Source organism: Mesorhizobium sp. B3-2-1, from assembly GCF_006439515.1.
Classification (GTDB): domain Bacteria; phylum Pseudomonadota; class Alphaproteobacteria; order Rhizobiales; family Rhizobiaceae; genus Mesorhizobium.
This window is the reverse complement of record NZ_VFTI01000009.1, coordinates 38,473-61,817: the sequence shown is the minus strand read 5'-3', so window position 1 is coordinate 61,817 and position 23,345 is coordinate 38,473. Positions and strand designations below refer to the sequence as shown.

The following is a 23,345-nucleotide window of genomic DNA, read 5'->3' as shown; positions in this document are numbered from 1 at the left end:
ACACCGGTCCCGAGATGGGCGCCGGTGTTCTAGTGCGGAACCGGCTACTCCGCGGCTTTGGTAATCGGATTGACCGATACGTAGGTTCGGCCGTTGGCTTTTTTGTTGAACGTCACGGCGCCGGTTTCGAGCGCGAAAAGGGTATGGTCCGTGCCCATGCCGACATTGACGCCGGGATGCCAGGTCGTGCCGCGTTGACGAATGATGATGTTGCCCGGGATGACGGCTTCGCCGCCGAACTTCTTCACGCCCAGACGCTTGGAATGCGAGTCGCGACCGTTGCGCGACGAGCCGCCAGCTTTCTTGTGTGCCATCTAACTAACTCCGTTGCGCCGCAAGGCGCCTAAAAGGCCTTATGAACGCGTTCGCGTTCCGTTTCAAGTCCGATCCGGCCGATGTTTCGCCGGAAAAATTACTTCTTCGCCAGTTCCTTGGCCTGTTCGCGCCAGTCCTTGATCTGGTCGGCGCTGAACGGCATGTGCTCGTCGATCTTGGCGACATCCTTGTCGCTGAGCTTGGCGAGCTGCGCGAAGGTGATGATGCCCTGCTCGGCGAGGTCCTTGGCGGCGACCGGGCCGATGCCCTTGATCACTGTCAGGTCGTCCGGCTCGCCCTTCGGCGCCTTGAACAGCGGCGCGGCGACGGCCTCGGCCTTCGCTTCTTCCTTGGGGGCGTCCTTCTTTGCCTTGGCTTCCTTCGGCGCGGCCTCGGCAGCAGCCTCGGCCTTGGCTTCCGCCTTCACGGCGGCCTTCTTGGCCGGCTTGGCGCCACCCAGCAGGATCTCGGAGATCCGCACCGTGGTCAAAAGCTGGCGATGGCCGATCTTGCGGCGCGAATTCTGGCGGCGGCGCTTCTTGAAAGCGATGACCGTGCGGTTCTTGCCCTGCTCGACGACTTCGGCGGTAACCAAGGCGCCATCGACGAACGGCGCGCCGAACGTGACATTCTCGCCCTCGCCATGCGCGAGCACGTGGCCGATTTCGACGATATCGCCGACATTGGCTTCGACTTTTTCGATCTTCAGGAGATCGTTGGCGGCAACGCGATACTGCTTACCGCCCGTTTTAATGACTGCGAACATTTTTTGCCTTTCGCTGTTCGGTCGGCCTCGATGAACCGCCTCTGGCGGTTCGGCCGTCTTTTTGTCAGTCTGCGGGTTCAAAAAACAAGCGGCGCGGAAGAACCCTCCACGCCGATTGCACGCTGTCCCTAACCGAAGGTTGCGTGGGAGTCAAGGCAAACAGCCCGATTCCTTGCCTTGGCGGACCAGCCGACATTGCCTGCCGAGGACGGGCGGCATCGGTCCAGGCAAGGTCCGGGACGGCAAGCTGAATTTCCGGCGGATTTGGCCTTGTAACCTGCCCGATCAGCCGTTATCTAGTGCGCCGCGCCGGCAACGGCCGACCATGACCGCGGAGAGGTGGCAGAGTGGTCGAATGCACCGCACTCGAAATGCGGCATGGGTGCAAGCCCATCGGGGGTTCGAATCCCTCCCTCTCCGCCATCATTTTCAGCTATCCCGTTGGTTTCATTACATTGTTTTTTGACGACTTTTGTAAGCCTGCACCTTTGGCTGCATCTAACAAGGCGCTTGGGCTGTCAAGACTGGCCGACTAGCAAAAGCCTGCCGCAAGGCTAGAACCCTTCCGAAAAGAGGGCTCTCTATGCTCCGCATCATCGCGTACCTAGCGTCTGGCTGCTGTCGACAGCCGTCGGTAGATCGGGTCCTTTGCAAGTTCAGGCGCTGCGTATCGGATTTGATCCAACGCCTCGGTAAGCCCGTGAGGAATACAAGCTGGCATCGAGAACGCCGTAAACGTCGACTACAAGATCGCGGAAATCTGGCAACCCTACGGGCCTCGAAATGCCTGCACCGCAAATGAAGAGAACCTCACCACGCGCGTGGGCAAGCAGTAAGCGTTCGGGAATCGCCGCCAAACCGTCGCCCAATGAGATCACGCGATCTTGCGCCGAAGCTTCAGTCTTCAAAGCCGCTGCCTGCTGATTAGAATCGGAAGTTACTGACTGCATCAGAAAGCATGGAACCCGGCATCAAACAAACGCCTGCCGGCTGGTTTTTTTCGTCTGTGCTCAACCAATAACACCGAGCCTAGGAATTTTGCGCACTTGCAGGGTCGAGTAGGGGTAAAGTTAGTCCACCAGCACCTGGTTTGGATGGTACTGCAGCGGAGAACATGGTGAAAAGCCGAACGTCCGCTGGGACCAGGGGCCTCACAAGCACCCCCTACCCCGCCCGCCGACAAATGCCGGCGTGCCGGGTGCCGGGGCTCTTCACAGTTCGTTCCTGGGATATAGCCGCGCGATCTCGGCCGGCGTGAGATCGTCGAGCGGAACGAGCGTCGGGCCGTCACCGCGAAACACCATCAACGACCGCCTGCCGTCGACTATCCCCTTGAAGTCCGCATGGGTGCGCAGCCAGACCTCGTCGAGCGCCTCGGGCTTAGCAATCAGGTGCGGTTTATGGCCGGCGGCGCTCAGAGCCTCGAAGCTCGGCTCGTGCGCGGATGGGTATGCCAACCATATCGGCATCATCCTCTGGTGCCCGCGTCACCACCAGCCCGAGGATGTCGGCCGCGATTATCGCATCCTTGTTGAACGCCAGCAGATAATCGCCGCCGCGGCGGGTCACGCCAATGCAGCCTCTTTTTGATCGCTGATCTAAGCTCGTCACCGGCCCGCAGCACAGTTTCAGGACGTCTTTTGATGGAGAACGAGATGCTTCGAGGGCGATGCCGCTGTGGAGCGGTGACGTATCAAATAGCGTTGGAGGAATTGCCGGCGAGTTACGCCTGCCACTGCGAAGATTGTCAGACGTGGAGTGGAAGTGCCTTCGCGCTGCACGCCATGCTACCTGAGTCACCTATCTGCTTCCAAGGCGCGGCCACGACCTTCGCTTTGAACGGCGCGGAACGGGCCGCCTCAGAGCATATCGGGTGTGAGGCTTGCATGACCCGCCTTGCCAATCGGAACTCGGCCGTTCCCGGAATGCTGATACTTCGTGCGGGGACGCTCGTCCGGAGTAGGGAGATCGAACCCTACGTGCATATCTGGACTTCTCGCAAACAGCCTTGGATCGCTTTGCCGGCTAGCGCTCAGGCGTTTCATCGCACTCCTACACCCGCAGAGTTTCAAGCGGCTGTAGCGACCGCCGCAGAAGGACGGCGGACCTGAGGTGGCAGACGACATCGCGAAGCGCGGCCCGCCCTCCCGAAAAGGATGGTGAAACGGGAAGGATTGTAGGTGCTCTGCGACCGCCCGAGCTTCGGGAATAGAGATTTGATCTGATGTTTGCGACAAGCCGGCACGCGCATGAATGTGGCTGACACTCAGCCAACGGTGGAGTTCAACTGCTTTTCCATAACAACAAGTTCCAGATCGGGGCGCAGCGGATGACCGACCGAAGGGTCGTCGTAGGGGAATGCTAGAGTTTCGCCCGTCAGCTCGTATCCACGCCGGCGATGCCAAGCGATCAATGCCTCACGCTGCCGGATCACCTCCATTCGCATCCGTGGCGCCCCAGCCGCCGCAGCCTGTCGCTCGACCTCCTGCTTGATCAACTTTCCGATGCCCGCGGTCTGCTCGTCCGGAGCCACGGCGAGCATCGACGTATGCCACGCGCCATCGTCGTCTATCGCGATGTTGATGCAGCCGGAGATCGCGCCATCCGTCAACCGGCGCAGCAGAAGAATGCGTCCCCGCGCGATGAGCGCACGAACGCCCTCCTCGCCGATGCGCGGTCCATCAAGCAACCCACGCTCGTTGGTCCATCCCTCAACTGCGCCATTGGCCCTGTATGCCCCGTTCACGACTGACACTATTGCAGCGGCATCGCCCGTCACGGCATCAATGAAACGCAATTTTTCTACTCCTATCGAAACGTTCGTCATTGCAGCTGCGATCACCGTTGGGGCGCCCCAGCATCCGGTTTTGGGGTCACGCCGTCTTCGCACCAGCAGGAGCCGGCGACGTGATCGACGCCTACCTCGCTTGTTCGCCCGTCGTAAAGCCTCGGTTACGATGAATTTGGTTCGGAGATATCTCCACCTTCAGGAGCGCGCTCCCGACACCGTCGCGATAAAGGCGCGCAGGTCGGCCAGCATCAGTTCCGGCTCTTCCAGCGCGGCGAAATGGCCGCCCCGCGGCATGTCGGTCCAATGCACGATGTTGTAGGTCTTCTCCGCGAACGAGCGCGGCGGCGGCAAGAACACCGGATCGGGGAAGGCCGCGACGCCGGTCGGCACCTGGATGCGGGTGCCGGCCGGAAGCATTAGCGACTTCTCAAGCCGGCTGCCGTAGTAGATCCAGGTTGCAGTCACGAACGATGCCGGCGCGATGTAGAGCATGATGTTGGTGAGGAGTTCCTCCTCGGAAAACTTGCTCCAGATGTCGGGGTCGCCATTGGCGGTTGTCGGAAGATCGGCCCACTTGCCGAATTTTTCGAGTATCCAGCCCGCCGCTCCGACCGGGCTGTCGGCCATCGCGATGCCGAGCGTCTGCGGACGGGTTTCCTGCTCGTGAAAGTAGGCGCTCTCCTGATCGGCAATCGCGGCCCGCTTGGCGGCGAAGGACTTCTCCTCGCCGGTCGTCGGAGCGGCGTCCTCCGCACGCACGGTCATCATGTTAATATGGATGCCGAGCAGAGCGTCCGGGCGATCATGCGCTGCCCAGGCCGCGATGCCGTGGCCCCAATCGCCCCCTTGAATGAAATACCGCGCGTCGCCGAACAGTTGAATCATCAGCCCATGCACGAGCGCAGCAGCCCGCCGCGGGCCGATCGGGCGCGTGATCGGGTTGGAGAACGCGAAGCCAGGAAGCGAGGGGACGACAACATCGTGCCCGTCCGCTGCGAGCGGCTCCAACAGCCGCCCGAACTCGAGATACGAGCCCGGCCAGCCGTGGAGAAGCAGGACGGGCGGCTTGGAGCCGTCGCCTTTCACATGAACGAAGTGGAGGTGCTCGCCTTCCACGTCGGCCGTGAAGTTGGGCAGCGCGTTGAGGCGCCGTTCGACCGCACGCCAGTCATAGCTGTCCCGCCAATAAGCGGCGAGTCGCTTGAGGTCATCAACCCCGACCCCCGCCGACCAGCCTCCCGCATCCGGCAGCTGGCTCCAGTCATAAGCCTCGACCTTGGCTCTGATCGTGGCGAGCCGTTCGTCAGGGACGTTTATTGTGTAGGGTGAAATCATGATGTTCTCCGCTTAAGCTGGGATGCGGTTCCAGGAAGAGGGTGTCCACGAATCCGATATTGTCGATCGATGTTCTGAGAGCCGAAGACTACTCGGCATACTGCTCGGTACGTCGCCGAGGTTGAAATCGAACCTTCTGATCTCCGTTTCCGAAGCGCGGTGCGTGGCGCTGGCGACGCATAGCCTTTGACCGCAGCCTGTGGACGAGCCGCTGGTCGCCGGAAGCCAGTACGTGCCATTTCGCTATCACCGCAGCTCTCACCGCCGCCTTCCTGTTCTGGCCTACACGGTCGAAACCACAATACTGAGATACCAGTGCGAGGGCTTTCCCGATTGGGAAGGCCCAGCGGGACGATGATGCGTCCCGCCAGCATCGCGCCATAGCCGGACGCGAAGCCGCTCAAGAGATTGCCGAGCGCGAACAGCAGCATCAATCCAACCGCTAGCGGCCGGCGCGGCAGATGCCCGACTAACGCCGTGACCGTGGGGGCACCGGCCGTCACGGCGAGGGCATAGCCGGAAACGAGCAGACCAGCCGCCGGGAGCGTTATCCCGAGATCGCGCGCGATCCCGGGAACCAGGCCGATGATCACGAACTCAGTCGTGCCAATGGCAAATGCTCCCGCGGCCAGCGCGATCAGCGAAGGCTTCATGATCGTCGTGCCTCACGCGTCAACCGTCTCGACCACCCTTTCGACATGCGCGACGATGCCGGTCTGGCCCGGCGCGACGTCATCCGCCATGGTGTGGCGATCGGGGAAATCGCCTCCGTTCTGCGCACGGAACGGGATTGGCGCGTCCGTGAACAGCCCGGCGAGTCGCGCGCGCCAGCCCGCCTTGATCGCCTCGACCTCTTCGGCGGTGGAGACATGGCCGGCGCTGTAGACAGCGTGCGTGGGCAGCACATCCATGCCCGGATAGAAGAGCGCGCCGTGGGTCAGCGGAAAGAGCAGCTGCTCAATCGGCGCGTTGATCCCGCGCGGGCCATAGTCCACCACAGGTCCACCGGCCTGAACATTTACCAGCGCGCGCTTGCCCTTCAGGATGCCGTTCCCGAAGCGAAACTCGTTGGTGCCGTTCTGGTAGCCATAAGCGAAACCAAAGGCATAGACGCGTTCGATCCAGCCCTTCAGGATCGCGGGCACGCTGTACCACCACAGCGGGAACTGCAGGATGACCGCGTCCGCGGCAAGGAGTTTGGCCTGTTCGGCGACAACATCCGGCGTCTGGTTGCCGGTCGCATAGGCATGGCCGGATTCCATGATGAACGACAGCCGGTCGGGATTGGTGCGGACGGGAAAGTCGTCGGCGTCGAACACTGCTTTCCACTTCATGCCGTAAAGTTCGGATTGCACGATCTCGTGTCCGGCGGCGCCAAGCGTCTCGACAGTAACATCGACCAACTGCCGGGTGAGCGAGGTTGGTTCGGGGTGCGCAGATACAATCAGGATATTCTTCATCATCATGCTTCTCTGTCTCTATCGTGGAGTGGGGGGTGCGCTTCAGCGCTCGCTGGGATGTACCCAAGCCAGCGGCTTCACCCGATCATAAAGCTCGGTATGGGCCAGCGCGTTGGTGAAGTTGGAGATGATCTTGGCGGCAAGCCCTATCAGCACTTCGAGCGCCTGACGCTTGGTGTAGCCGGCATCGATGAATGCCTCTGACGGCGCCGCCAAGCAGGCCCGGGGCCAAGGGCACATGTTTCTCGACATAATAGGCAGCATCGAAGCGTGCTTGCTCAGTATTGGATAAAGAAAACTGACGATGACCATCCTTGCCTCCCGCGGGAGAGATTGGTGAAGCTCCTGCGTCGATGCTTGCAAGATGGAGGCTTTCCGGCCATATTTGAAATCGATTATATTTTGTTCGGGAATAAAGGTGGTAGATACCAGCCGCATCGACCTCAACCTTCTGGCAACGCTCGAAGTGCTGCTCGCCGAACGGAACGTCACCAAGGCGGCGGCGAAGCTGCATCTCAGCCAGCCGGCAGTCAGTGCGCAACTCGCGCGGCTGCGGGATTTGTTCGACGATCCCTTGCTTCTTCCCGCCCAGCGCGGAATGACCCCGACCGCCAAGGCAACAGAACTTGCCCCGCAATTGCGCGAGGCGTTGGATCGGGTGCGCTCGACACTGCAATCCCACAGGGACTTCGATCCCGAAACGGCGCAACTCGCTGTGTCGATCGCTTGCTCGGATTATGTCCAGGCAGCCGTTGTGATGCCGCTCGTCTTAGCGCTCCGGCGGATAGCACCAGGCGTGCGCGTGGCGGTTTGGCACCTGTCCCCCGCCCTCATGGAACAGCAGTTGGCGAACGGCGATATCGATTTGGTGATCGCCACACCCGATCCCGCGATGCCGCATCTACGTGCATGTCATCTTTACGAGGAAACATATGTTCTCATCGGCAGGCAAAGCCACCCGGATCTGAAGCCTGGTCTGACGATCGAGAACTATGTCAGGCTGGAACATATCATCGTCTCACGGCGAGGCGGCAATTTCGAGACACCAGTTGACGACGCCTTGGGGGTTCTCGGTTATCGGCGCAATGTCGTCATGTCAGCGGGCTCGTTCTTGTTCATTCCCGAAATTGTTTCCAGCAGCGATCTTGTCGCGCTCGTACCCAGGCGGCTGTTTCGTGCCCAATCGGAAAGGCTGACGATCATCGATCTGCCCTGGCTGAGCGAGCGGTTCGATATCGGCTTGATCTGGCACGAGCGTTGTCACGGCCATGCCGGGCAGCGCTGGGTTCGCGAATTGATCGGAAAGCTGATGGTCGAGGGCGAAGACGACGCGCCGCGCGGCTAGGCGTATTCGACGGCGACGCCGACGCGCTGTTCGGCATCATTGCCGACCGCTCCGTCGACGAATTCATCCGCGACGGTGCATTTGGCGCGGTGACCTTTTTGACCTGGGAAGGTCGCATCGAGCGCGACCGGACGCGGGATTTCGTGGAGCGGTTCTACAAGGAGAGGTTGGCCGACGACTGGGATTATGCATGGGTCGGCTGGCTGAAGGCGATCGCGATGCTAGCCTTGCGAGACCTCGTTCCGCTTGTCTACAGCGCCTGGGACGAGGGCCGTATACCGGAAGATGTGCTTGAACGCAGCGATTTCGAAAGCGACCTGCGGGAAGCCAAGCAACAACCCGGTGACATTGGCCGGTTCGACCGCGCCAGTCTGAGTTACATCGAGGATGTCCTTGTGGCGCTGGATTGGACCCGCGGCCTTGGCGGCGACGATGGCTTCGAGCTCGACGAGGACGATGACGGGCAGTCCGCATTGGCGGACTCGATATGGTCGAATGTAACGCCGGTCACGAACCCGTGGCGCGACGTTGGACGCAACGATCCGTGTCCTTGTGGCAGCGGCATGAAATTCAAGAAATGCTGCCTCACCAGCTGAGGCGCCGAATTTCAAAGACAGTTCCGATATTGCCGTGTCATTCGGTGGCGTGCGCCGCGATCGCACTGAGAAAGATCTCACCGAACTCCTTGAGCTTCGCCGCGCCGACGCCGTTCACCTCGGCGAAATCGTCCAGATCGCGTGGTCGCCGCTCGGCCATGTCGATCAGCGTGCGGTCGGAAAACACCACATAGGCCGGCACCTGGCGCTCCTTGGCCAGCCGCAGCCGCAGCGCCTTGAGCGCCGCCAGCAGCGAGGCGTCCACGCCCTCGGCGCCGGCGGCGGAGCCTTCCCCCGAACGCTTCCTGCCGCGCGCAAGAGGGTCCCGCGTCTCGACGCGATAGCGGAAGTCAACCTCGCCACGGCCGAGCGCGCGGCCGCTTTCGGAGATGGCGAGACCGCCATGGCCCTCGGGATCCAGTATCAAGAACCCGCCGGCGACCAGTTGCCGGATCAGCGACAGCCACACTGGCTTCCTGTGCGCGGCGCCGGTGCCAAAACTGCTTAGCGTCTGATGGCCTCTCGCCAGCACCTTCTCGGTCTCGTGGCCGAGCAGGATATCGATGACATGGGCCGCGCCGAAGCGCTCGCCGCTCTGCGCGACCGCCGCGAGGATGTTCCGCGCCTCGGCACCGCCATCGGCGCGCGGCGCCTGGTCGAGGCAGTTGTCGCAGTTGCCGCAGGCTTGAGCCTCTTCGCCGAAATAACCGAGCAGCACCTGGCGCCGGCATTGCGCCGTCTCGCAATAGCCGATCAGCGTGTCGAGCCGGCGATGCGATCGTCTCTTGTGCTCGGGTGAGGCGTCCTCGTCGTCGATGAACAGCCGCCGCATGCGGATGTCGCCAAGACCGTAGAGCATATGCGCCTCGGCCTCGCGTCCATCGCGGCCGGCACGACCGATTTCCTGATAATAGGCTTCCAGGCTGCCCGGCATATCGGTATGGAAGACATAGGCGACGTCGGGTTTGTCGATGCCCATGCCGAAGGCGATGGTCGCCACCATGACGACGCCGGACAGTGTCATGAAGGCGTTTTGATTGGCCTCACGCACCTCCTTGCTCATGCCCGCGTGATAGGCGAGCGCTCTGACGCCGTTCTTCTCGAGGAACGCCGCCATCTCTTCGGTCTTCTTGCGCGACAGGCAATAAATGATGCCGCTCTTGCCCGCATGGCGCTCTATGAACCGCAGCAATTGCCGCTTGCTATCCTGCTTGGACTCGATCGCCAGCTTGATGTTGGGCCGGTCGAAACCCAGCACCAGGGTTTCGACGCGCTCGGCGAACAGCCGGGCGGCGATGTCGCCGCGCGTGCTCTCGTCGGCCGTCGCCGTCACCGCGATGATCGGCACATTGGCGAAGATGCCACGCAACCGCGACAGGTCTTCATATTCGGGCCGGAATGCCGGGCCCCATTGCGAGATGCAATGCGCCTCGTCGATGGCGATCAGGCTGACGTCGAGCCTGGAGAGCGCGTCGAGCATGCGCTCGGTCATCAGCCGCTCCGGAGCCAGATAGAGCAGCCGCGTCTGGCCCGATGCCACGCGGCGCCAGGCCGCTACATTGGCCTCGCGGTCGAGCGCGGAATTGATCGTATCGGCGGCGACGCCGGCAAGCCGCAGCGCCGCGACCTGGTCCTGCATCAGCGCCACCAGCGGCGAGACGACGAGGGTCAGCCCGCCCAGAACCAGCGCCGGAACCTGATAGCACAGCGATTTTCCGGCACCCGTCGGCATGACGGCCAGCACATGGCGCCCGTCGAGCAACGCGTCCATGACGTCGGCCTGGCCTGGCCGGAAATCGTCGAAGCCGAACACGTCCTTCAGGACGCGCCGCTTGCGATCCTCGGCCAGAATGCCGGTTGCCTGCGTCATTCAGCCAATTCCGTCGTCAATATGCCGGCCGAATTGTCATAGCCGAACTCCCGGCAGAAGCCGTCCACGCGCTCGAGAAACGACGGCGGCAGGCCGCGCAGATAGGTCCTGAACGCTTCATTGCGCTCCCATTTTCTCAGCGAGGTGGACCTGATGGGATTGTTTGCATCGCGGCTGAAGAGCGTAGCCGGCGCCAGGCCGAAGGATCGGGCAATCCTCGCCTGCGCGATGTTCGGTTCGGCGATCACGTCCTCATAGCGCAAATAGGAGATGACTCTCTCCGGCTGGGCCTGTCGCAGCCGTATCAAACCATCATACTCCGCCTCCCAACGCTCCATGGTCACGTGAAAAGGCCGCAGATCGACGGTCTCCGGATGAGAGCTGGTCAGCACGTCGAAAGGATGCCGTACGCAATAGATCAGGCCGACCGAGGCGGGCAAATCTTCAAGATCCCTATAGCTCACGAAAGTGCGTTTTACGACCAGGTTGGCTTGGTAGCGATCCAGATCGATCAGTGTCTGGTACGGCGCTTCGCTGATATGGACATAGATATCCTCAAAACAGCCCATCAGATTGAGGCTGAGCGTGGTGCCGCTGCGCGCGCAGCCGGCGATGAAAATTCTATTTCGGGGTCTCATTGCCGAAGGCAGCATTGGCGCCTTCTGTCGAAGGTGCCAGAAAAGCCGCCTTGCGCGGCGGCGTAACGCCGCGATCGGCTTCCGGGCCGCCGCAGCTTGCACCTCGGAAAAGCCAAGCTCGGCCAGGGCGATTCCGCTTTCTCCGGCGACCGCATAGAGCAGCCAGGTCTGATTATCCTGCTCAAAAATGGCCGGATCGCGTAGCGCGTTTTCGCTGTCCTGGGCTAGGCCGGTCCGACTGGGGCGGATCGGCAAGCCGGCCCCTTCGAACTCCGTCAGCGGCCGCAACACTTCGCTGTCGCCCCGCACGGTCCAGTCCCGCCAATCCTCGGCGAGATCGATTGTGCCGTAAAGGATCCGTTCCGGCGCGTCGCCCCGACGCGTGTAATAGACCCGCAGCCAGCGGCCGGATTTCTGCAGCGCGACATGCCGTGGGGCGAGGTCGTGCCGCATGGCAGGCAGCACGACCGGACCCCGTTGAAAATCCGAAATGCCGTTTCTCGATCGATAGACGGTGATCGCTCCCGTCCCAAGCAAACCGTACCACCAGCCATCGTGACGGAACATGCGCGCGTAGGACGGCCCGAGCGGCTCGGAAAGCGGAGTGAAACGAAGCCCGTCGACGGATGTCGCGACGAAGGTCATCTGGCCTTCACCGGATTTTGCCGGGCCGTGAAAATACATCACGAAATGGCGAAGCTTCTGGTCGATGTGAACATCGGGCGAGGCGATATGCCCGACGATGAATGGACATTGATCAAGAGACAGCACACCGCCGGGGTGGATGCGCCAAGGCCCATGCAGCGAATCGGAGTAGGCGAGGCGGATATAGGCCCCCGTGTGGTCCGCGAAGTAGAGATAGTAGGCACCAAGCCGGCCGGGCACCCATTCAGGCATGCTGATCAGCGACGGCCCGTTGATGTTGGCCCCGTCATTGCCGGGCAGCATGTCCGGCGTAATGATGAGTCCGTGTCGCATGGCGGTGACACGAATTTGCGGAATCATGCGCCACGCGCCCTTGTCGGAGATTTCAGCTTGCCGCATTCGATACAACGGCATGGATGCAAACGGAAGGTCAAACAGCCATGTGAGCCTCGCCTCTCCTTGCGGCATGTGCTCTGGCTGGATTCAGGCTGGCCCTGATGTAAGCTGGGCAGGAGCAAGGAGAGCGCGCGATGCTGCAGGTGAGACAGGATGTCCTCGGCGAGCGGTTCCGGCTGCAGCGCGCCGCCTTCGAGAAACAGCCCTTTGCCGACCTCGGCCTGAGAAAGGACCGCCTCAGGCGCCTGTTGGCGCTGACCGAGCGGCACGAGACCGAAATCTGCGCCGCGATCGACGCCGACTTCGGCGGCCGCTCGTCGCACGAGACGCGGCTTGCGGAACTGTTTGTCGTGCGCGCGGGCATTCGCCACGCCCTTGCGCATGTCGGCGGCTGGATGCGAGAGCGTCGTGTCGCCACCACCTTGCCCTTCCTGCCGGGCAAAAACCGCCTTCTGCCGCAGCCGCTCGGCGTCGTCGGCATCGTATCGCCCTGGAACTACCCCTTTCAGCTGGCCGTCGCGCCTGTCACGGCCGCGCTCGCCGCCGGCAATCGCGTCCTGGCAAAGCCCTCCGAACTGACGCCTGCTTTCTCAGAGCTGCTGGCCAGACTGGCCGCCGAGCACTTCGCCCCCGATGAGCTCAGCGTCATCACCGGCGATGCCGAGATGGGCAGGGCCTTCGTCTCGATGCCGTTCGATCATCTGCTGTTCACCGGATCGACCGCGGTCGGCCGCCAGGTCGCGCTCGCCGCCGCCGCCAACCTGACCCCGGTCACGCTCGAACTCGGCGGCAAGTCGCCGGCGATCCTCGACGCCTCCTGCGACCTCGACGCGGCGACAGCCAGCGTCGCCTATGGCAAGCTGTTGAATGCCGGGCAGACCTGCATCGCGCCGGACTATTTGCTGGTGCCCAAGGGACAGGCAGACACGGTCGCCGCGAAGCTCGCAATCGCCGTGGCGCGGCTCTACCCCTCGCTGCGCGACAATCCCGACTATACCGCCATCATCAGCGACCGGCATTACCAGCGGCTGCGCGCCATGATCGCGGAAGCCCGCGAGGCCGGCGCCGATGTGACCGAGATCAACCCGGCCGGCGAAGACCTCGGCACCGCGGGCCGGAAGCTTTTGCCGACCCTGGTCAGCAACGCCGGCCCCGACCTGCGGCTGATGCGCGAGGAGATTTTCGGCCCGGTGCTGCCGATTGTCGAATATGCCACGGTCGACGACGCGATCGACCATGTGAACCGGGCCGACCGGCCGCTGGCGCTCTACTGGTTCGGCACAGACAGCGGCAACCGCCGGCGCATCCTGCGCGAGACCGTCGCCGGCGGCGTCACCATCAACGACTGCATGCTGCATCTGGTGCAGGAGAACCAGCCCTTCGGCGGCGTCGGCGCCAGCGGCATGGGCACCTATCATGGCGAATGGGGGTTCCGCACCTTCAGCAAGCAAAAGCCGGTCTTCCTGCAGTCGCGCTTGAGCGCGGGAGCCCTTTTGCGCCCGCCCTATGGCAAGACGTTCGAACGGCTTTTCAGCCTGCTCAGGCGCATCACCTGACGCGCATTAAGTCTATCTTCATCATGATCCGGCAGGTTTCCGATCCTGCGGTGATGTTTTGAGTACCGCGGCGTCATTGGCGCCCAGGCAACAAACCCGCGCTTCCCTGGAGGCGCGGGTTTTTCATTGGCCGAGAAATCGTCGGCGGCCCGGTCAGGCGAGAAAATCGGCGCGGTGCGGCGTAAAACTGTCGACCAGACGCCCGGCCTCCAGCGCCCTGACGCCGTGCACCAGGCCGGAGGGCACGATGAAGCTGCCGCCGGTCTCCAGGATTTCGGTGCGGCCCTCGACGGTCACCTCGAAACGGCCTTCGGCGACATAGCTCGCCTGGACATGCGGATGTGAATGCAGCGCGCCGACGCCGCCCTTGTCGAAGCCGAATTCGACCATCATCAGCTCGTCGGTGGATAGGAGCACGCGCCGGCGGTTGCCGTCCGGGGTCGGTGTCCAGGCGCCCTCGCCGGCTTGCGCGAAAGTCTTCGGCTTGGTCATTGCCATCTCCTCACCGCGCCAGCCAGCCGCCGTCCACCGGCACCACCGCGCCATGCATGTAGTTCGAGGCCGGCGCCAGCAGGAAGACGGCGGCATCGCCAATGTCTCCCGGCTCGCCCCAGCGCCCGGCGGGAATACGCCCGAGGATGGCGGCACTACGGTCGGGGTCGGCGCGCAGCGCCTGCGTATTGTTGGTCTCGATATAACCCGGCGCTATACCGTTGACATTGATGCCTTTCGCCGCCCACTCGCAGGCGAGCAGCCGGGTGATGCCGAGCACCCCATGCTTGGATGCCGTGTAGGACGCAACGCGGATGCCGCCCTGGAAACTCAGCACCGAGGCGATGTTGACGATCTTGCCCTGGCGTCCCTCGGCAAGGATGCGCTGGGCAAAGGATTGGCACAGCAGGAATGCCGTTTTCAAATTGACGTCGATGACATCGTCCCAATCGGTCACCGTCAGGTCGACGGCATCGGCGCGGCGGATGATGCCGGCATTGTTGACCAACCCGTCGAGCGGCCCGCTTTCGTCCCAGACACGACCGAGCATCGGTCCGGCCGCGCCCGTGTCGGCAAGGTCGGCGGCAACCGCCTCGAATTGGCCGCCCAGAGCCGCGACCTTGCTCGCGGTCTCGGCCATCGACGAGCGGCCGACGCCGATCACCGCGCCCCCGGCGCGCGCGATCGAGACCGCGATGCCTTGGCCGATACCGGTGTTGGCGCCGGTCACCAGGATGCGCTTGCCGGCCAGGCTGAAGGCTGTGAGATCGCTCACCGCAGCGTGTCCATCGCCACCGGGTCGACATCGGTGTAGTCGACATTGTCGCCGGCCATCGCCCAGATGAAGGCGTAGTTGGACGTGCCGGCGCCCGAATGGATCGACCAGCCCGGCGACAGCACCGCCTCCTCGTTGCGCATGACGATGTGGCGTGTCTCGTCCGGCTCGCCCATGAAGTGGAAGACGCGCGCCGCCTCGGGCAGGTCGAAATAGAGATAGGCCTCCATGCGCCGGTCATGCACATGGCACGGCATGGTGTTCCAGATCGACCCCGGCGCCAGCTGCGTCACGCCGACGACGAGCTGGCAGGTTTTTGTTCCCCCGGCATGGATGAACTGGAAGATCGAGCGCTCGTTGCAGGCCTCGTTGCTGCCGAGGTCGAGGCGCTTGGCGTCATCGAGGCGGATCAGCCGGCTGGGATGAGCCTGGTGCGCCGGCGCACTGAGCAGGTAGAACTTGGCCGGCGCGGCCTTGTCGGCCGAAGCGAATGACACATCGCTGGAGCCCATGCCGAGATAGAGCATGTCGCGCGCCTGCAGGTCGAAGGACTGGCCGCTGGCTTCGATCATGCCGCCGCCGCCGATATTTACGGCGATCAATTCGCGCCGGTCGAGAAAACCCCTGGTGCCGGTCGGCTTGATCGCTTCCAACGGCAATGCCGTCGCCACCGGCATGGCGCCGCCGACGATCATGCGATCGTAGTGGGTGTAGGTCAGGCTGATGCGGCCGGGCTGGAAGAGGTCTTCGATGTGGAAATTATGGCGCAGTTCGTCCGTTCCCATGGCAGCGGCCGCGGCCGGGTCGATGGCGAAGCGCGATGTGTAGTCGGTGTGGTTCTGGCTCATCTCTGTCCTGACTGCTGGTGGATCATTCGCCGGCGGCCGCCTTGACCGAACTGGCGTAATAGGCCTGCCGCGCCTGCAGGCGCTCGCGGTAGCGTTGCTGGCTGGCGCCGAGATGGGTGCGCATCGCCTCACGCGCGGTTTCGGCATCGCCTGAAGTGATCGCGTTCAGGATCACCAGATGCTCGCGCTGCAGCCCGCGCTGGTAGCTGTCGGACTGCACCAGTTCGGTCGACCAGGGCGAGGTCACGTCGCAAGGAATGGCGCGGCGGCCGAGCACGTCGAGCATCTCGACATAGAACGGATTGTTGGTGGCGCTGGCGATGGCGCGGTGGAACGCAAGGTCGGCGGGTCCGGTCGGCTGGCTGTCGAGCAGCATCCGCTCGAACTCGAAGAAGGCCTCCTGGATCGCCGCCTCCTGCGCGGCGTTGCGACGGACGGCGGCGAGCCCGGCCGATTCGATCTCGATCGCCAGCCGCACCTCGAGCACGTTGAGCGCGATGGAATCCTTGTTGCCCATGTCGGCTGCCAGCGCGCCGAACATGGTCGAGATGTGCTCGGTGACGAAGACCCCGGCGCCCTGCCGCGGCTCGACAAGGCCGTCGGCGGCAAGCTTGGCCAGCGCCTCGCGGATGACGGTGCGGCTGACGCCGAAGGTCTCGGTCAGTTGGCCCTCGGTCGGCAGCTTGTGGCCCGGCAGGATCTCGCCCGCCTGCAACTGCCTGCGGATCGCCGCCACGACGGTTTCCGACAGCTTGGGTTTTCTCTCGACCCTGAGGTCGTTTGCGGTCTCGGACACGTAGTGACCTCCTAGAGCAATTCCAGGAAAGGCGCGTAGCGGTTTTCCCTGTGGAATTGCGTGAAAACAAAGAGTTAGAGCGGTTCAGCGATTCCACCGATCGCTGAACCGCTCTAATGGAACAGGCCCGGCAGCCACAATGAGATTTCCGGTATGTAGGTGACGAGCATCAGCACGGCGAAGGCGGCGCCATAGAATGGCCAGATCGAGCGCATCGCCGTCCAGATCGGAATACGGCCGATGGCGCAGCTGACGAACAGCACCGCGCCGACCGGCGGCGTGCAAAGGCCGATGCCGAGATTGAGGATGAGGATCACGCCGAAATGCACCGGATCGACGCCATAGGCCATGACCACCGGCAGGAAGATCGGCGTCGTGATGATGATCAGCGGCGACATGTCCATGAACGTGCCGAGGATGAGCAGGATGAGATTGAGCAGCAGTAGGATGACAAGCTTGTTGTCGGATACCGATTGCAGGAAGGCGACGAGCGAGGCCGGCACCCTGAGATAGGCGAGCAGCCAGCCGAAGGCGGCCGCGCAGCCGATGATCATCAGCACCATCGCCGTCGTGCGCACCGCTGCCGTCGTGGCGGCGACGAAGTCGCTCCAGCTCATCGAGCGGTAGATGATCAGCGTCACCAGGAAGGCATAGACGATGGCGATGCAGGAGCTCTCAGTCGCGGTGAAGATGCCGGACCTGACGCCGCCGAAAATGATGCCGATCAGGATGAGCCCGGGAATGGCGGCGACAAGCAGCTGCAAGGCCCGGCCGAAGCCGGCGAACGGCTCCGTCGGGTAGCCGCGGCGGCTGGCGACCCAATAGGCCGTTGTCATCAGCGACAACGCCAGCAGCAGACCCGGCAGCACGCCAGCCGTGAACAGGTCGGCGATCGAGATACGGCCGCCGGCCGAAATCGAATAGATGATCATGTTGTGGGACGGTGGAATGAGAAGGGCGATGATGGCGCCGACCGACGTGATGTTGACGGCATAGTCGACGCCGTAGCCGCGCGCCTTCATCTGCGGGATCATCAGTCCGCCGACCGCGGAGGCATCGGCCACCGCCGAGCCCGAAATGCCGCCGAACAAGGTCGATGCCGCGATGTTGACCTGCCCCAGACCGCCGCGCAAATGGCCGACCAGGGAGCCCGCCAGAGCGACCAGCCGCGCGGCGATGCCGCCACGCACCATCAGGTCGCCGGCGAAGATGAAGAACGGTATGGCCATCAGCGAAAAGACGCTGACGCCGGAATTCAGCCGCTGGAATACCACGACCGGAGGCAGGCCGAGCGTGAGGATCGTCGCGAAGCTTGCGACGCCGAGGCAGAACGCGATCGGCGTGCCGATGATCAGCAGGAAGACGAAGGTACCGAAGAGAACGGTGAGCGCCATGGTTCAAAGCTCCTCGCCGGTCGCATGGATGTCGGCATCGACGGGCAGGCCGGCAAAACGTCCGGCCAGCCGCTCCAGCGAAAAAAGGCATACCAGCGCGCCACCCAGGATGACTGGCAGGAAGCTGACGCCCCCCGGCAAAGCCAGCGAAGGCATGACCGTGTTCCAGGTCAGCCTGGCCAGTTGTACGCCGTAGACGATCATGCCTGCGCCGAAGGCCAGCACGACAAGATCGGAAATGCTGCGCAGCACCGCCTTGGCCGAGGCAGGCAGGACATAGAGCAGCACGTCGAAGCCCAGATGCGTGCGCTCGCGCACGCCGACGGCGGCACCGAGAAAAATGAACCAGCCCATCAGCAGCACCGAGAAGGATTCGGTCCAGCTCGGCGAACGGTTCAGCACATAGCGCGAGAACACCTGCCAGAAGATGATGATCGTCATCAGCGTCAGCCCGGCGCCGCTGACCCAAAGTGCCAACCGTGCAAGCCCGGAGAGCACCCGTTCCGCGCTCAGCCAGAAGCCTCGCATGGCCGACGCGCCCGAAGGCAGCGCGGGGACCTCCGCGCTGCTCGGTCCGTTGCCCGTGCCGTTCATTTCTCGGCCTGTATACGGGCGGCCAGGTCCTTGAGCTCGGGTGTCGACAGGTACTTGTCGTAGACCGGCTTCATCGCGTCGATCAGCGGCTGCTTGTCGATCTCGCTGACCTTGACGCCCGCGGCCTCGACGATGCCGCGCGACTTCTTCTCCTGCGCGTCCCAGAGTTCGCGCATCTTGACGACGCTGTCCTTGGCCGCCTGACGCACGATCGCCTGGTCTTCCGGCGACAGCTTGTCCCAGCTTGCCTTCGACATGACCAGCACTTCCGGCACGATCTGGTGTTGGTCCATCGTGTAATGCTTGGCGACTTCGTAGTGCTTGGCGGATTCGAAGCTCGGCCAGTTGTTTTCGGCGCCGTCGATGACGCCGGTCTGCAGCGCCGAATAGACTTCGCCATAGGCCATCGGTGTCGCATTGGCGCCAAGCGCGTTGACCATGTCGACGAACACGTCCGATTGGATGACGCGGAACTTCATGCCTTTCATGTCGGCCATCGAGGTGATGTCCTTCTTGGTGTTGTAGAAGGACCGCGCGCCGGAATCGTAGAAGGCGAGACCGACGAGATCATGCGCCTCGAACGCCTTCAGGATCTGGTCGCCGATCGGCCCGTCCATGACGTGGCGCATGTGCTCGACGGAGCGGAACATGTAGGGCAACGACGGCACGGCGGTCTCCGGTACGATGCCGTTGAACGGTCCCATCGAGACACGGTCGAGGTCGATGACGCCGGCCTGGGTCTGCTCGATCGTGTCCTTCTCCTCGCCGAGCTGCGCCGAGTGATAGACCTCGATCGAATAGCGGCCGGCGGTGCGCTGCTTGATCAGGTCGCCCATGTACTTGACCGCCTCGACGGTCGGGTACCCGTCCGGATGGGTATCCGAGGATCGCAGCACGGTTTCGGCATTGGCTATGCCGATCAGCAGCGAGCCGAAGGCAAACGTGGCCGCCGTCAATTTCGAGAAATGCAACATTACTGACTTCCTCCCTTTGAAAATCGAAACGTCCGGCTCAGAGCCGGTACGCATTCTTGGCAAGCGTGTAGGCAAGCTCCTTCGCGAGTTCATGCGCCTCGTCCTCACGCAGCCGGTGCTCGGCGACGAGACGCGCCAGGAACGCGCAATCGACGCGGCGCGCCACGTCGTGACGGGCGGGGATCGACGGAAAGGCGCGGGTGTCGTCGTTGAAGCCGACCGTGTTGTAGAAGCCGGCGGTCTCGGTCGTCATCTCGCGAAAACGGCGCATGCCTTCCGGACTGTCGTGGAACCACCAGGCCGGCCCGAGCCTCAGCGCCGGATAGACGCCGGCCAGCGGCGCCAGTTCGCGCGCATAGCTGGACTCATCCAGCGTGAACAGGATGACGGTGAGATCGCGCTCCAGCCCGACACAGTCGAGCAGCGGCTTCAGCGCCGTCACATAGTCGGTGCGCGTCGGGATATCGAAGCCCTTGTCCCTGCCAAATTTCTGGAAAACGCCAGGCGAATGGTTGCGCCAGGAGCCCGGATGGATCTGCAGCACCAGCCCGTCATCCCGGCTCATCTTGGCCATCTCGGTCAGCATCTGGGCGCGAAACAGCTTTCGTTCGCGCTCGTCCTGCGAGCCGGCGCGGACCCGGTTGAACAACTCCTGCGCAGCGGCATCGGACAGATTGGCGGTCTCGGCCGTCGGATGGCCGTGATCCGTCGAGGTCGCGCCGAAACTCTTGAAGAAGGCGCGCCGCTGGCGATGCGCGTCGAGATAGCCGGCCCAGGTCCCGGTGTCGCAGCCGGTGATCTCGCCGAGCCGGTCCAGATTGGCCGAAAAACCTTCGAAATCGGGATCGACGACGGCGTCCGGCCGATAGGCGGTGACGACGCGGCCCTCCCAGCCGCTGTCGCGGATCATCTGGTGCCATTTGAGATCGTCGAGCGCGCCTTCGGTCGTCGCGATGACCTCGATGTTGAAGCGTTCGAACAGCGCGCGAGGACGGTAATTCTCCCACTGCAACACCGTCGCGATCGTGTCGTAATGGCGATCGGCGGTTGCGGCGCTCAACGGCTCTTCGATAGCGAACAGATCCGCGAGCACATGGTCGAACCATAGCCGGGTCGGCGTGCCACGGAAGAGGTAGTAGTGCTCGGCGAACAGCCGCCAGATCGCCCTGCCGTCGGTTTCGACGGGCGCACCATCGAGGGTCGGTACGCCGAGAGCCTCCAGCCGCACGCCCTGGCTGAACAGCATGCGAAAAATATAGTGGTCCGGCACTATGAGCAGCTGCGCGGGATCGGGGAACGGCTCGTTCAACGCATACCAGCGCGGGTCGGTGTGGCCGTGCGGGCTGACGATGGGCAGGTCCTTGATGCCGGCATAGAGATCGCGGGCGATCGAGAGCGGACGCGCCTCGGCTGGAAACAGCAAATCCGCATTGATCAGTGCCACGGCCATCCTCCCGGCCCTATCGGTAGGGTTGACCAGAAATAATGTCAACATACAAAAATTGGATTGTTGTATGATGACTTTTGAGCAAAGCTGAGCATTGTCGGCGAACGCCGCCGGTGTTACGCCGCCAGTGTTCCGCGGCTTGCGATCCGCCTCCGGATCACCGCCGTTCCATGACCAGCCGTTTCACGAGATGAGTGCGCGAACCGATGACAGACCGCCGCCTTTCCAACCGCACGGCGCCCGCATTACCGGCCAAGGTCGCCGCGCCTCGATATGATCGCGGTGCGGTTGCACCGGGCATCGTGCATCTGGGCGTCGGCGCCTTTCACCGCGCCCACCAGGCCGCCTATGTCGATGAATGCCTGGCTGCCGGCGAAATGGGCTGGGGCATAACAGGCGTGTCGCTGCGCAGCGCCGACACGCGCGACGCGCTGGCGCCGCAGGATGGGCTTTACACACTTGCGATCCGCGGCAGCGGCGGCGAGAAGCTGCATGTCATCGGCTCCATCGGCTCGATGCTGGTAGCACCGGAAGACCCGGCCGCGGTTCTGGCGGTGCTGACCGATCCGCGCACCCGCATCGTGACGCTGACGATCACCGAGAAAGCCTATCTGCGGGCTGCCGGTGGCGGATTGGACGCGGCGCATCCCGACATCGTCCACGACCTGGCCAATCCGCGAACGCCGAAGACGGCGCATGGTTTTCTGACCGAAGCGCTCGCCTGGAGGCTGGCTGCCGGCATCCCGCCCTTCACCGTGCTTTGTTGCGACAACCTGCCGGCCAACGGCGCCACCTTGCACAGGCTGCTCATCGAATTCGCTGAATTGCGCGATGCCGGTCTTGGCTTGGCGGGCGGTGCTGGAATCGCCGGCCACATCGCCGGTCATGTCGCATTTCCCTCGAGCATGGTCGACCGCATCGTGCCGGCCACGACGGATGCCGACAGGGCGCGGATATCAGGTGAACTTGGTATCGAGGACGCCTGGCCCGTGATGACCGAACCCTTCAGCCAATGGGTGATCGAAGATAGTTTCCCCACGGGCCGCCCGGCCTGGGAAAAATTCGGCGTCACCATGGTCGGCGATGTCGCTCCCTTCGAGGATATGAAGCTGAGGCTTCTCAACGGCGCGCATTCGGGCATCGCCTATCTCGGCCTGCTCAGCGGCCACCCCACGGTCGATCGCGCCTTTGCCGATCCGGCGATAAGGCGGTTCGTCGATGCGCTGTGGGAGGAGGCCAAATCGACATTGCCGGACGATGCCGGCCTCGACACATCAGCCTATACGGCCGAGCTTGCCGAGCGTTTCTCGAACACGGCACTTGCCCACCGCACGGCGCAGATCGCCAATGACGGCAGCCAGAAGCTGCCTCAGCGCATCATCGCCTCGGCCATCGAGTGCCTCGAAGCCGGCACCGAACTGGTCCACCTTACGCTGGTCGTTGCTGCCTGGATCGCCGCTTGCGCGGCGCGCGGAAAAACCTTGCCGGAGGGCCATTTCACCGATCCGCTCGACGCGCCGCTGACGGCGCTTCTGGACCAGCAGCTGCCGGCCAACGAAACCGTGACGGCGGTGTTCGATCTGGCCGGCTTCGCCAGGGATCACGCCGAGCGCCAGACGCTGATCGAACTCGTCGCCGTCCATCTCGTCCACCTGCGGCGGGACGGCACGACCTTGGCTTTTGCTGCGCTCGGCATAGAGGCCAAAGGGCCGTAAGGCGGAACTGGCACGGATCAGCGGGCCATAGAGGACTTTGATGCCGGCGCCACAGCATCGCGCCATAGCTGAATTCTCGCCGCTCGAACGAAACAAAAAAGCGAGGCAAGTGCCCCGCTTTTCACTTCGCTTCTGAGTTGAGGGTCAAGCCGGCAGGATGGCGCCTTCCAGCGTGGTGAGTTGGCCAAGGAACTGTTCCGCCTTGCTGCGCGCCTGGTCGTCCTTGGCGTCGGCGGCGTCTTCCCTGGCTTCCTGGATGCGGCGGGCGAGATCGGCGCGGTCGACATCCTTCACCGCGACCGCCGATTCCGCCAGCAGCGTGCAGCCGGCCGGGACGATGTCGGCGAAGCCGCCGAACACGACATAGCGTTCTTCGCTGCCCGAGGCGTTCTTCACCGTGACGACGCCCGGCTTGATCGTGGTCATGACCGGTGCGTGATGCGCCATGACGGTCATCTCGCCTTCGGCGCCTGGAATGACGACGGATTCGACCTCGGCGGAAACCAGCAGGCGCTCCGGCGAGACCAGTTCGAATTTGAAAGCTTCAGCCATGATCAAATTAGCGAGTAGGGAATAGTGAGCAGGAAGTAGGGAGAG

23 protein-coding genes and 1 tRNA gene are annotated in these 23,345 nt (G+C 63.2%); 5 read left to right on the top strand and 19 right to left on the bottom strand.

The window, feature by feature from the left end; genetic code table 11:
* Positions 1–44: 44 nt before the first annotated feature.
* Both rpmA and FJW08_RS11655 read right to left on the bottom strand, forming a co-directional pair.
* Positions 45–314, bottom strand: coding sequence for a 50S ribosomal protein L27 (rpmA, locus tag FJW08_RS11660; RefSeq protein WP_015315190.1), 270 nt, complete (start codon positions 312–314; stop codon positions 45–47).
* A 98-nt stretch (positions 315–412) separates the two neighbouring features.
* Complete coding sequence (locus tag FJW08_RS11655) at positions 413–1,081, bottom strand: 50S ribosomal protein L21 (RefSeq protein ID WP_140754886.1); 669 nt, start codon at positions 1,079–1,081, stop codon at positions 413–415.
* Positions 1,082–1,414: 333 nt separating this feature from the next.
* On the opposite strand from FJW08_RS11655, the gene FJW08_RS11650 reads away from it, so the two are divergent.
* Positions 1,415–1,504: transfer RNA gene (locus tag FJW08_RS11650), tRNA-Ser, on the top strand.
* A 788-nt stretch (positions 1,505–2,292) separates the two neighbouring features.
* Here FJW08_RS11650 and FJW08_RS11645 read toward each other — a convergent pair.
* From FJW08_RS11645 to FJW08_RS32670, 6 genes are all read right to left on the bottom strand, one after another.
* Positions 2,293–2,538, bottom strand: a complete 246-nt coding sequence (locus FJW08_RS11645; protein WP_140810670.1) for a hypothetical protein — start codon at positions 2,536–2,538, stop codon at positions 2,293–2,295.
* An 809-nt stretch (positions 2,539–3,347) separates the two neighbouring features.
* Entirely contained in the window at positions 3,348–3,878 is a 531-nt protein-coding gene (locus FJW08_RS11635) for a GNAT family N-acetyltransferase (protein ID WP_181178225.1), read from the bottom strand.
* Between the two features lie 189 nt (positions 3,879–4,067).
* Complete coding sequence (locus FJW08_RS11630; protein WP_140810669.1) at positions 4,068–5,207, bottom strand: epoxide hydrolase family protein; 1,140 nt, start codon at positions 5,205–5,207, stop codon at positions 4,068–4,070.
* Positions 5,204–5,860 carry an MFS transporter gene (locus FJW08_RS11625; RefSeq protein WP_140810667.1) on the bottom strand — a complete coding sequence of 219 codons (657 nt, stop codon included), beginning with the start codon at positions 5,858–5,860 and terminating at the stop codon, positions 5,204–5,206. Before FJW08_RS11625 ends, FJW08_RS11630 begins: the two co-directional genes overlap by 4 nt.
* Positions 5,861–5,872: 12 nt before the next feature.
* Complete coding sequence (locus tag FJW08_RS11620) at positions 5,873–6,673, bottom strand: NAD(P)H-dependent oxidoreductase (protein ID WP_245463252.1); 801 nt, start codon at positions 6,671–6,673, stop codon at positions 5,873–5,875.
* A gap of 36 nt (positions 6,674–6,709) precedes the next feature.
* Complete coding sequence (locus FJW08_RS32670) at positions 6,710–6,979, bottom strand: hypothetical protein (RefSeq protein ID WP_210241183.1); 270 nt, start codon at positions 6,977–6,979, stop codon at positions 6,710–6,712.
* A gap of 52 nt (positions 6,980–7,031) precedes the next feature.
* On the opposite strand from FJW08_RS32670, the gene FJW08_RS11610 reads away from it, so the two are divergent.
* Together FJW08_RS11610 and FJW08_RS32910 are read left to right on the top strand one after the other, a co-directional pair.
* Positions 7,032–8,012: a LysR family transcriptional regulator gene (locus tag FJW08_RS11610; RefSeq protein ID WP_126083415.1), complete on the top strand. Its 981-nt coding sequence runs from the start codon at positions 7,032–7,034 to the stop codon at positions 8,010–8,012.
* Entirely contained in the window at positions 7,925–8,608 is a 684-nt protein-coding gene (locus FJW08_RS32910) for a DUF1186 domain-containing protein (RefSeq protein ID WP_181182902.1), read from the top strand. Before FJW08_RS11610 ends, FJW08_RS32910 begins: the two co-directional genes overlap by 88 nt.
* 37 nt (positions 8,609–8,645) lie before the next feature.
* On the opposite strand, the gene recQ is transcribed toward FJW08_RS32910, so the two are convergent.
* Positions 8,646–10,478 (bottom strand): DNA helicase RecQ, encoded by a 1,833-nt coding sequence (recQ, locus tag FJW08_RS11600; RefSeq protein WP_140810665.1) that lies wholly within the window; start codon positions 10,476–10,478, stop codon positions 8,646–8,648.
* Positions 10,475–12,160, bottom strand: coding sequence for a hypothetical protein (locus FJW08_RS11595; protein WP_140810664.1), 1,686 nt, complete (start codon positions 12,158–12,160; stop codon positions 10,475–10,477). Before FJW08_RS11595 ends, recQ begins: the two co-directional genes overlap by 4 nt.
* Positions 12,161–12,291: 131 nt before the next feature.
* Between FJW08_RS11595 and FJW08_RS11590 the strand changes: the two genes are divergently transcribed.
* Positions 12,292–13,713 carry a coniferyl aldehyde dehydrogenase gene (locus FJW08_RS11590; protein ID WP_140810663.1) on the top strand — a complete coding sequence of 474 codons (1,422 nt, stop codon included), beginning with the start codon at positions 12,292–12,294 and terminating at the stop codon, positions 13,711–13,713.
* 153 nt (positions 13,714–13,866) lie between these two features.
* Here FJW08_RS11590 and FJW08_RS11585 read toward each other — a convergent pair whose 3' ends face one another.
* The 8 genes from FJW08_RS11585 to uxaC all read right to left on the bottom strand — a co-directional run bounded on the left by FJW08_RS11585 (position 13,867) and on the right by uxaC (position 21,036).
* The gene (locus FJW08_RS11585) at positions 13,867–14,205 is read right to left on the bottom strand and encodes a cupin domain-containing protein (protein ID WP_140810662.1); all 339 of its coding nucleotides are present in this window, start codon (positions 14,203–14,205) and stop codon (positions 13,867–13,869) included.
* A 10-nt stretch (positions 14,206–14,215) separates the two neighbouring features.
* Positions 14,216–14,980 carry a 2-dehydro-3-deoxy-D-gluconate 5-dehydrogenase KduD gene (kduD, locus tag FJW08_RS11580; RefSeq protein WP_140810661.1) on the bottom strand — a complete coding sequence of 255 codons (765 nt, stop codon included), beginning with the start codon at positions 14,978–14,980 and terminating at the stop codon, positions 14,216–14,218.
* Positions 14,977–15,828: a 5-dehydro-4-deoxy-D-glucuronate isomerase gene (gene kduI, locus FJW08_RS11575; RefSeq protein ID WP_140810659.1), complete on the bottom strand. Its 852-nt coding sequence runs from the start codon at positions 15,826–15,828 to the stop codon at positions 14,977–14,979. The genes kduD and kduI overlap by 4 nt, the downstream gene beginning before the upstream one ends.
* A 22-nt stretch (positions 15,829–15,850) precedes the next feature.
* Positions 15,851–16,624 (bottom strand): FadR/GntR family transcriptional regulator, encoded by a 774-nt coding sequence (locus FJW08_RS11570; protein WP_140810658.1) that lies wholly within the window; start codon positions 16,622–16,624, stop codon positions 15,851–15,853.
* Positions 16,625–16,737: 113 nt separating this feature from the next.
* Positions 16,738–18,018 carry a TRAP transporter large permease gene (locus FJW08_RS11565; RefSeq protein ID WP_140754912.1) on the bottom strand — a complete coding sequence of 427 codons (1,281 nt, stop codon included), beginning with the start codon at positions 18,016–18,018 and terminating at the stop codon, positions 16,738–16,740.
* Positions 18,019–18,021: 3 nt separating this feature from the next.
* A complete protein-coding gene (locus tag FJW08_RS11560; RefSeq protein ID WP_140810657.1) occupies positions 18,022–18,546 on the bottom strand; it encodes a TRAP transporter small permease in 525 nt (174 codons plus the stop codon).
* A 62-nt stretch (positions 18,547–18,608) separates the two neighbouring features.
* Positions 18,609–19,586, bottom strand: coding sequence for a TRAP transporter substrate-binding protein (locus tag FJW08_RS11555; RefSeq protein ID WP_140810656.1), 978 nt, complete (start codon positions 19,584–19,586; stop codon positions 18,609–18,611).
* Positions 19,587–19,623: 37 nt separating this feature from the next.
* The gene (uxaC, locus tag FJW08_RS11550; protein WP_140754916.1) at positions 19,624–21,036 is read right to left on the bottom strand and encodes a glucuronate isomerase; all 1,413 of its coding nucleotides are present in this window, start codon (positions 21,034–21,036) and stop codon (positions 19,624–19,626) included.
* Between the two features lie 203 nt (positions 21,037–21,239).
* Here uxaC and FJW08_RS11545 point away from each other — a divergent pair, with 203 nt between their 5' ends.
* On the top strand, positions 21,240–22,748 hold the full coding sequence (locus FJW08_RS11545) for a mannitol dehydrogenase family protein (protein WP_140810655.1): 1,509 nt from the start codon (positions 21,240–21,242) through the stop codon (positions 22,746–22,748).
* Between the two features lie 144 nt (positions 22,749–22,892).
* On the opposite strand, the gene FJW08_RS11540 is transcribed toward FJW08_RS11545, so the two are convergent.
* A complete protein-coding gene (locus tag FJW08_RS11540) occupies positions 22,893–23,300 on the bottom strand; it encodes a F0F1 ATP synthase subunit epsilon (protein ID WP_140810654.1) in 408 nt (135 codons plus the stop codon).
* Positions 23,301–23,345 lie beyond the last annotated feature (45 nt).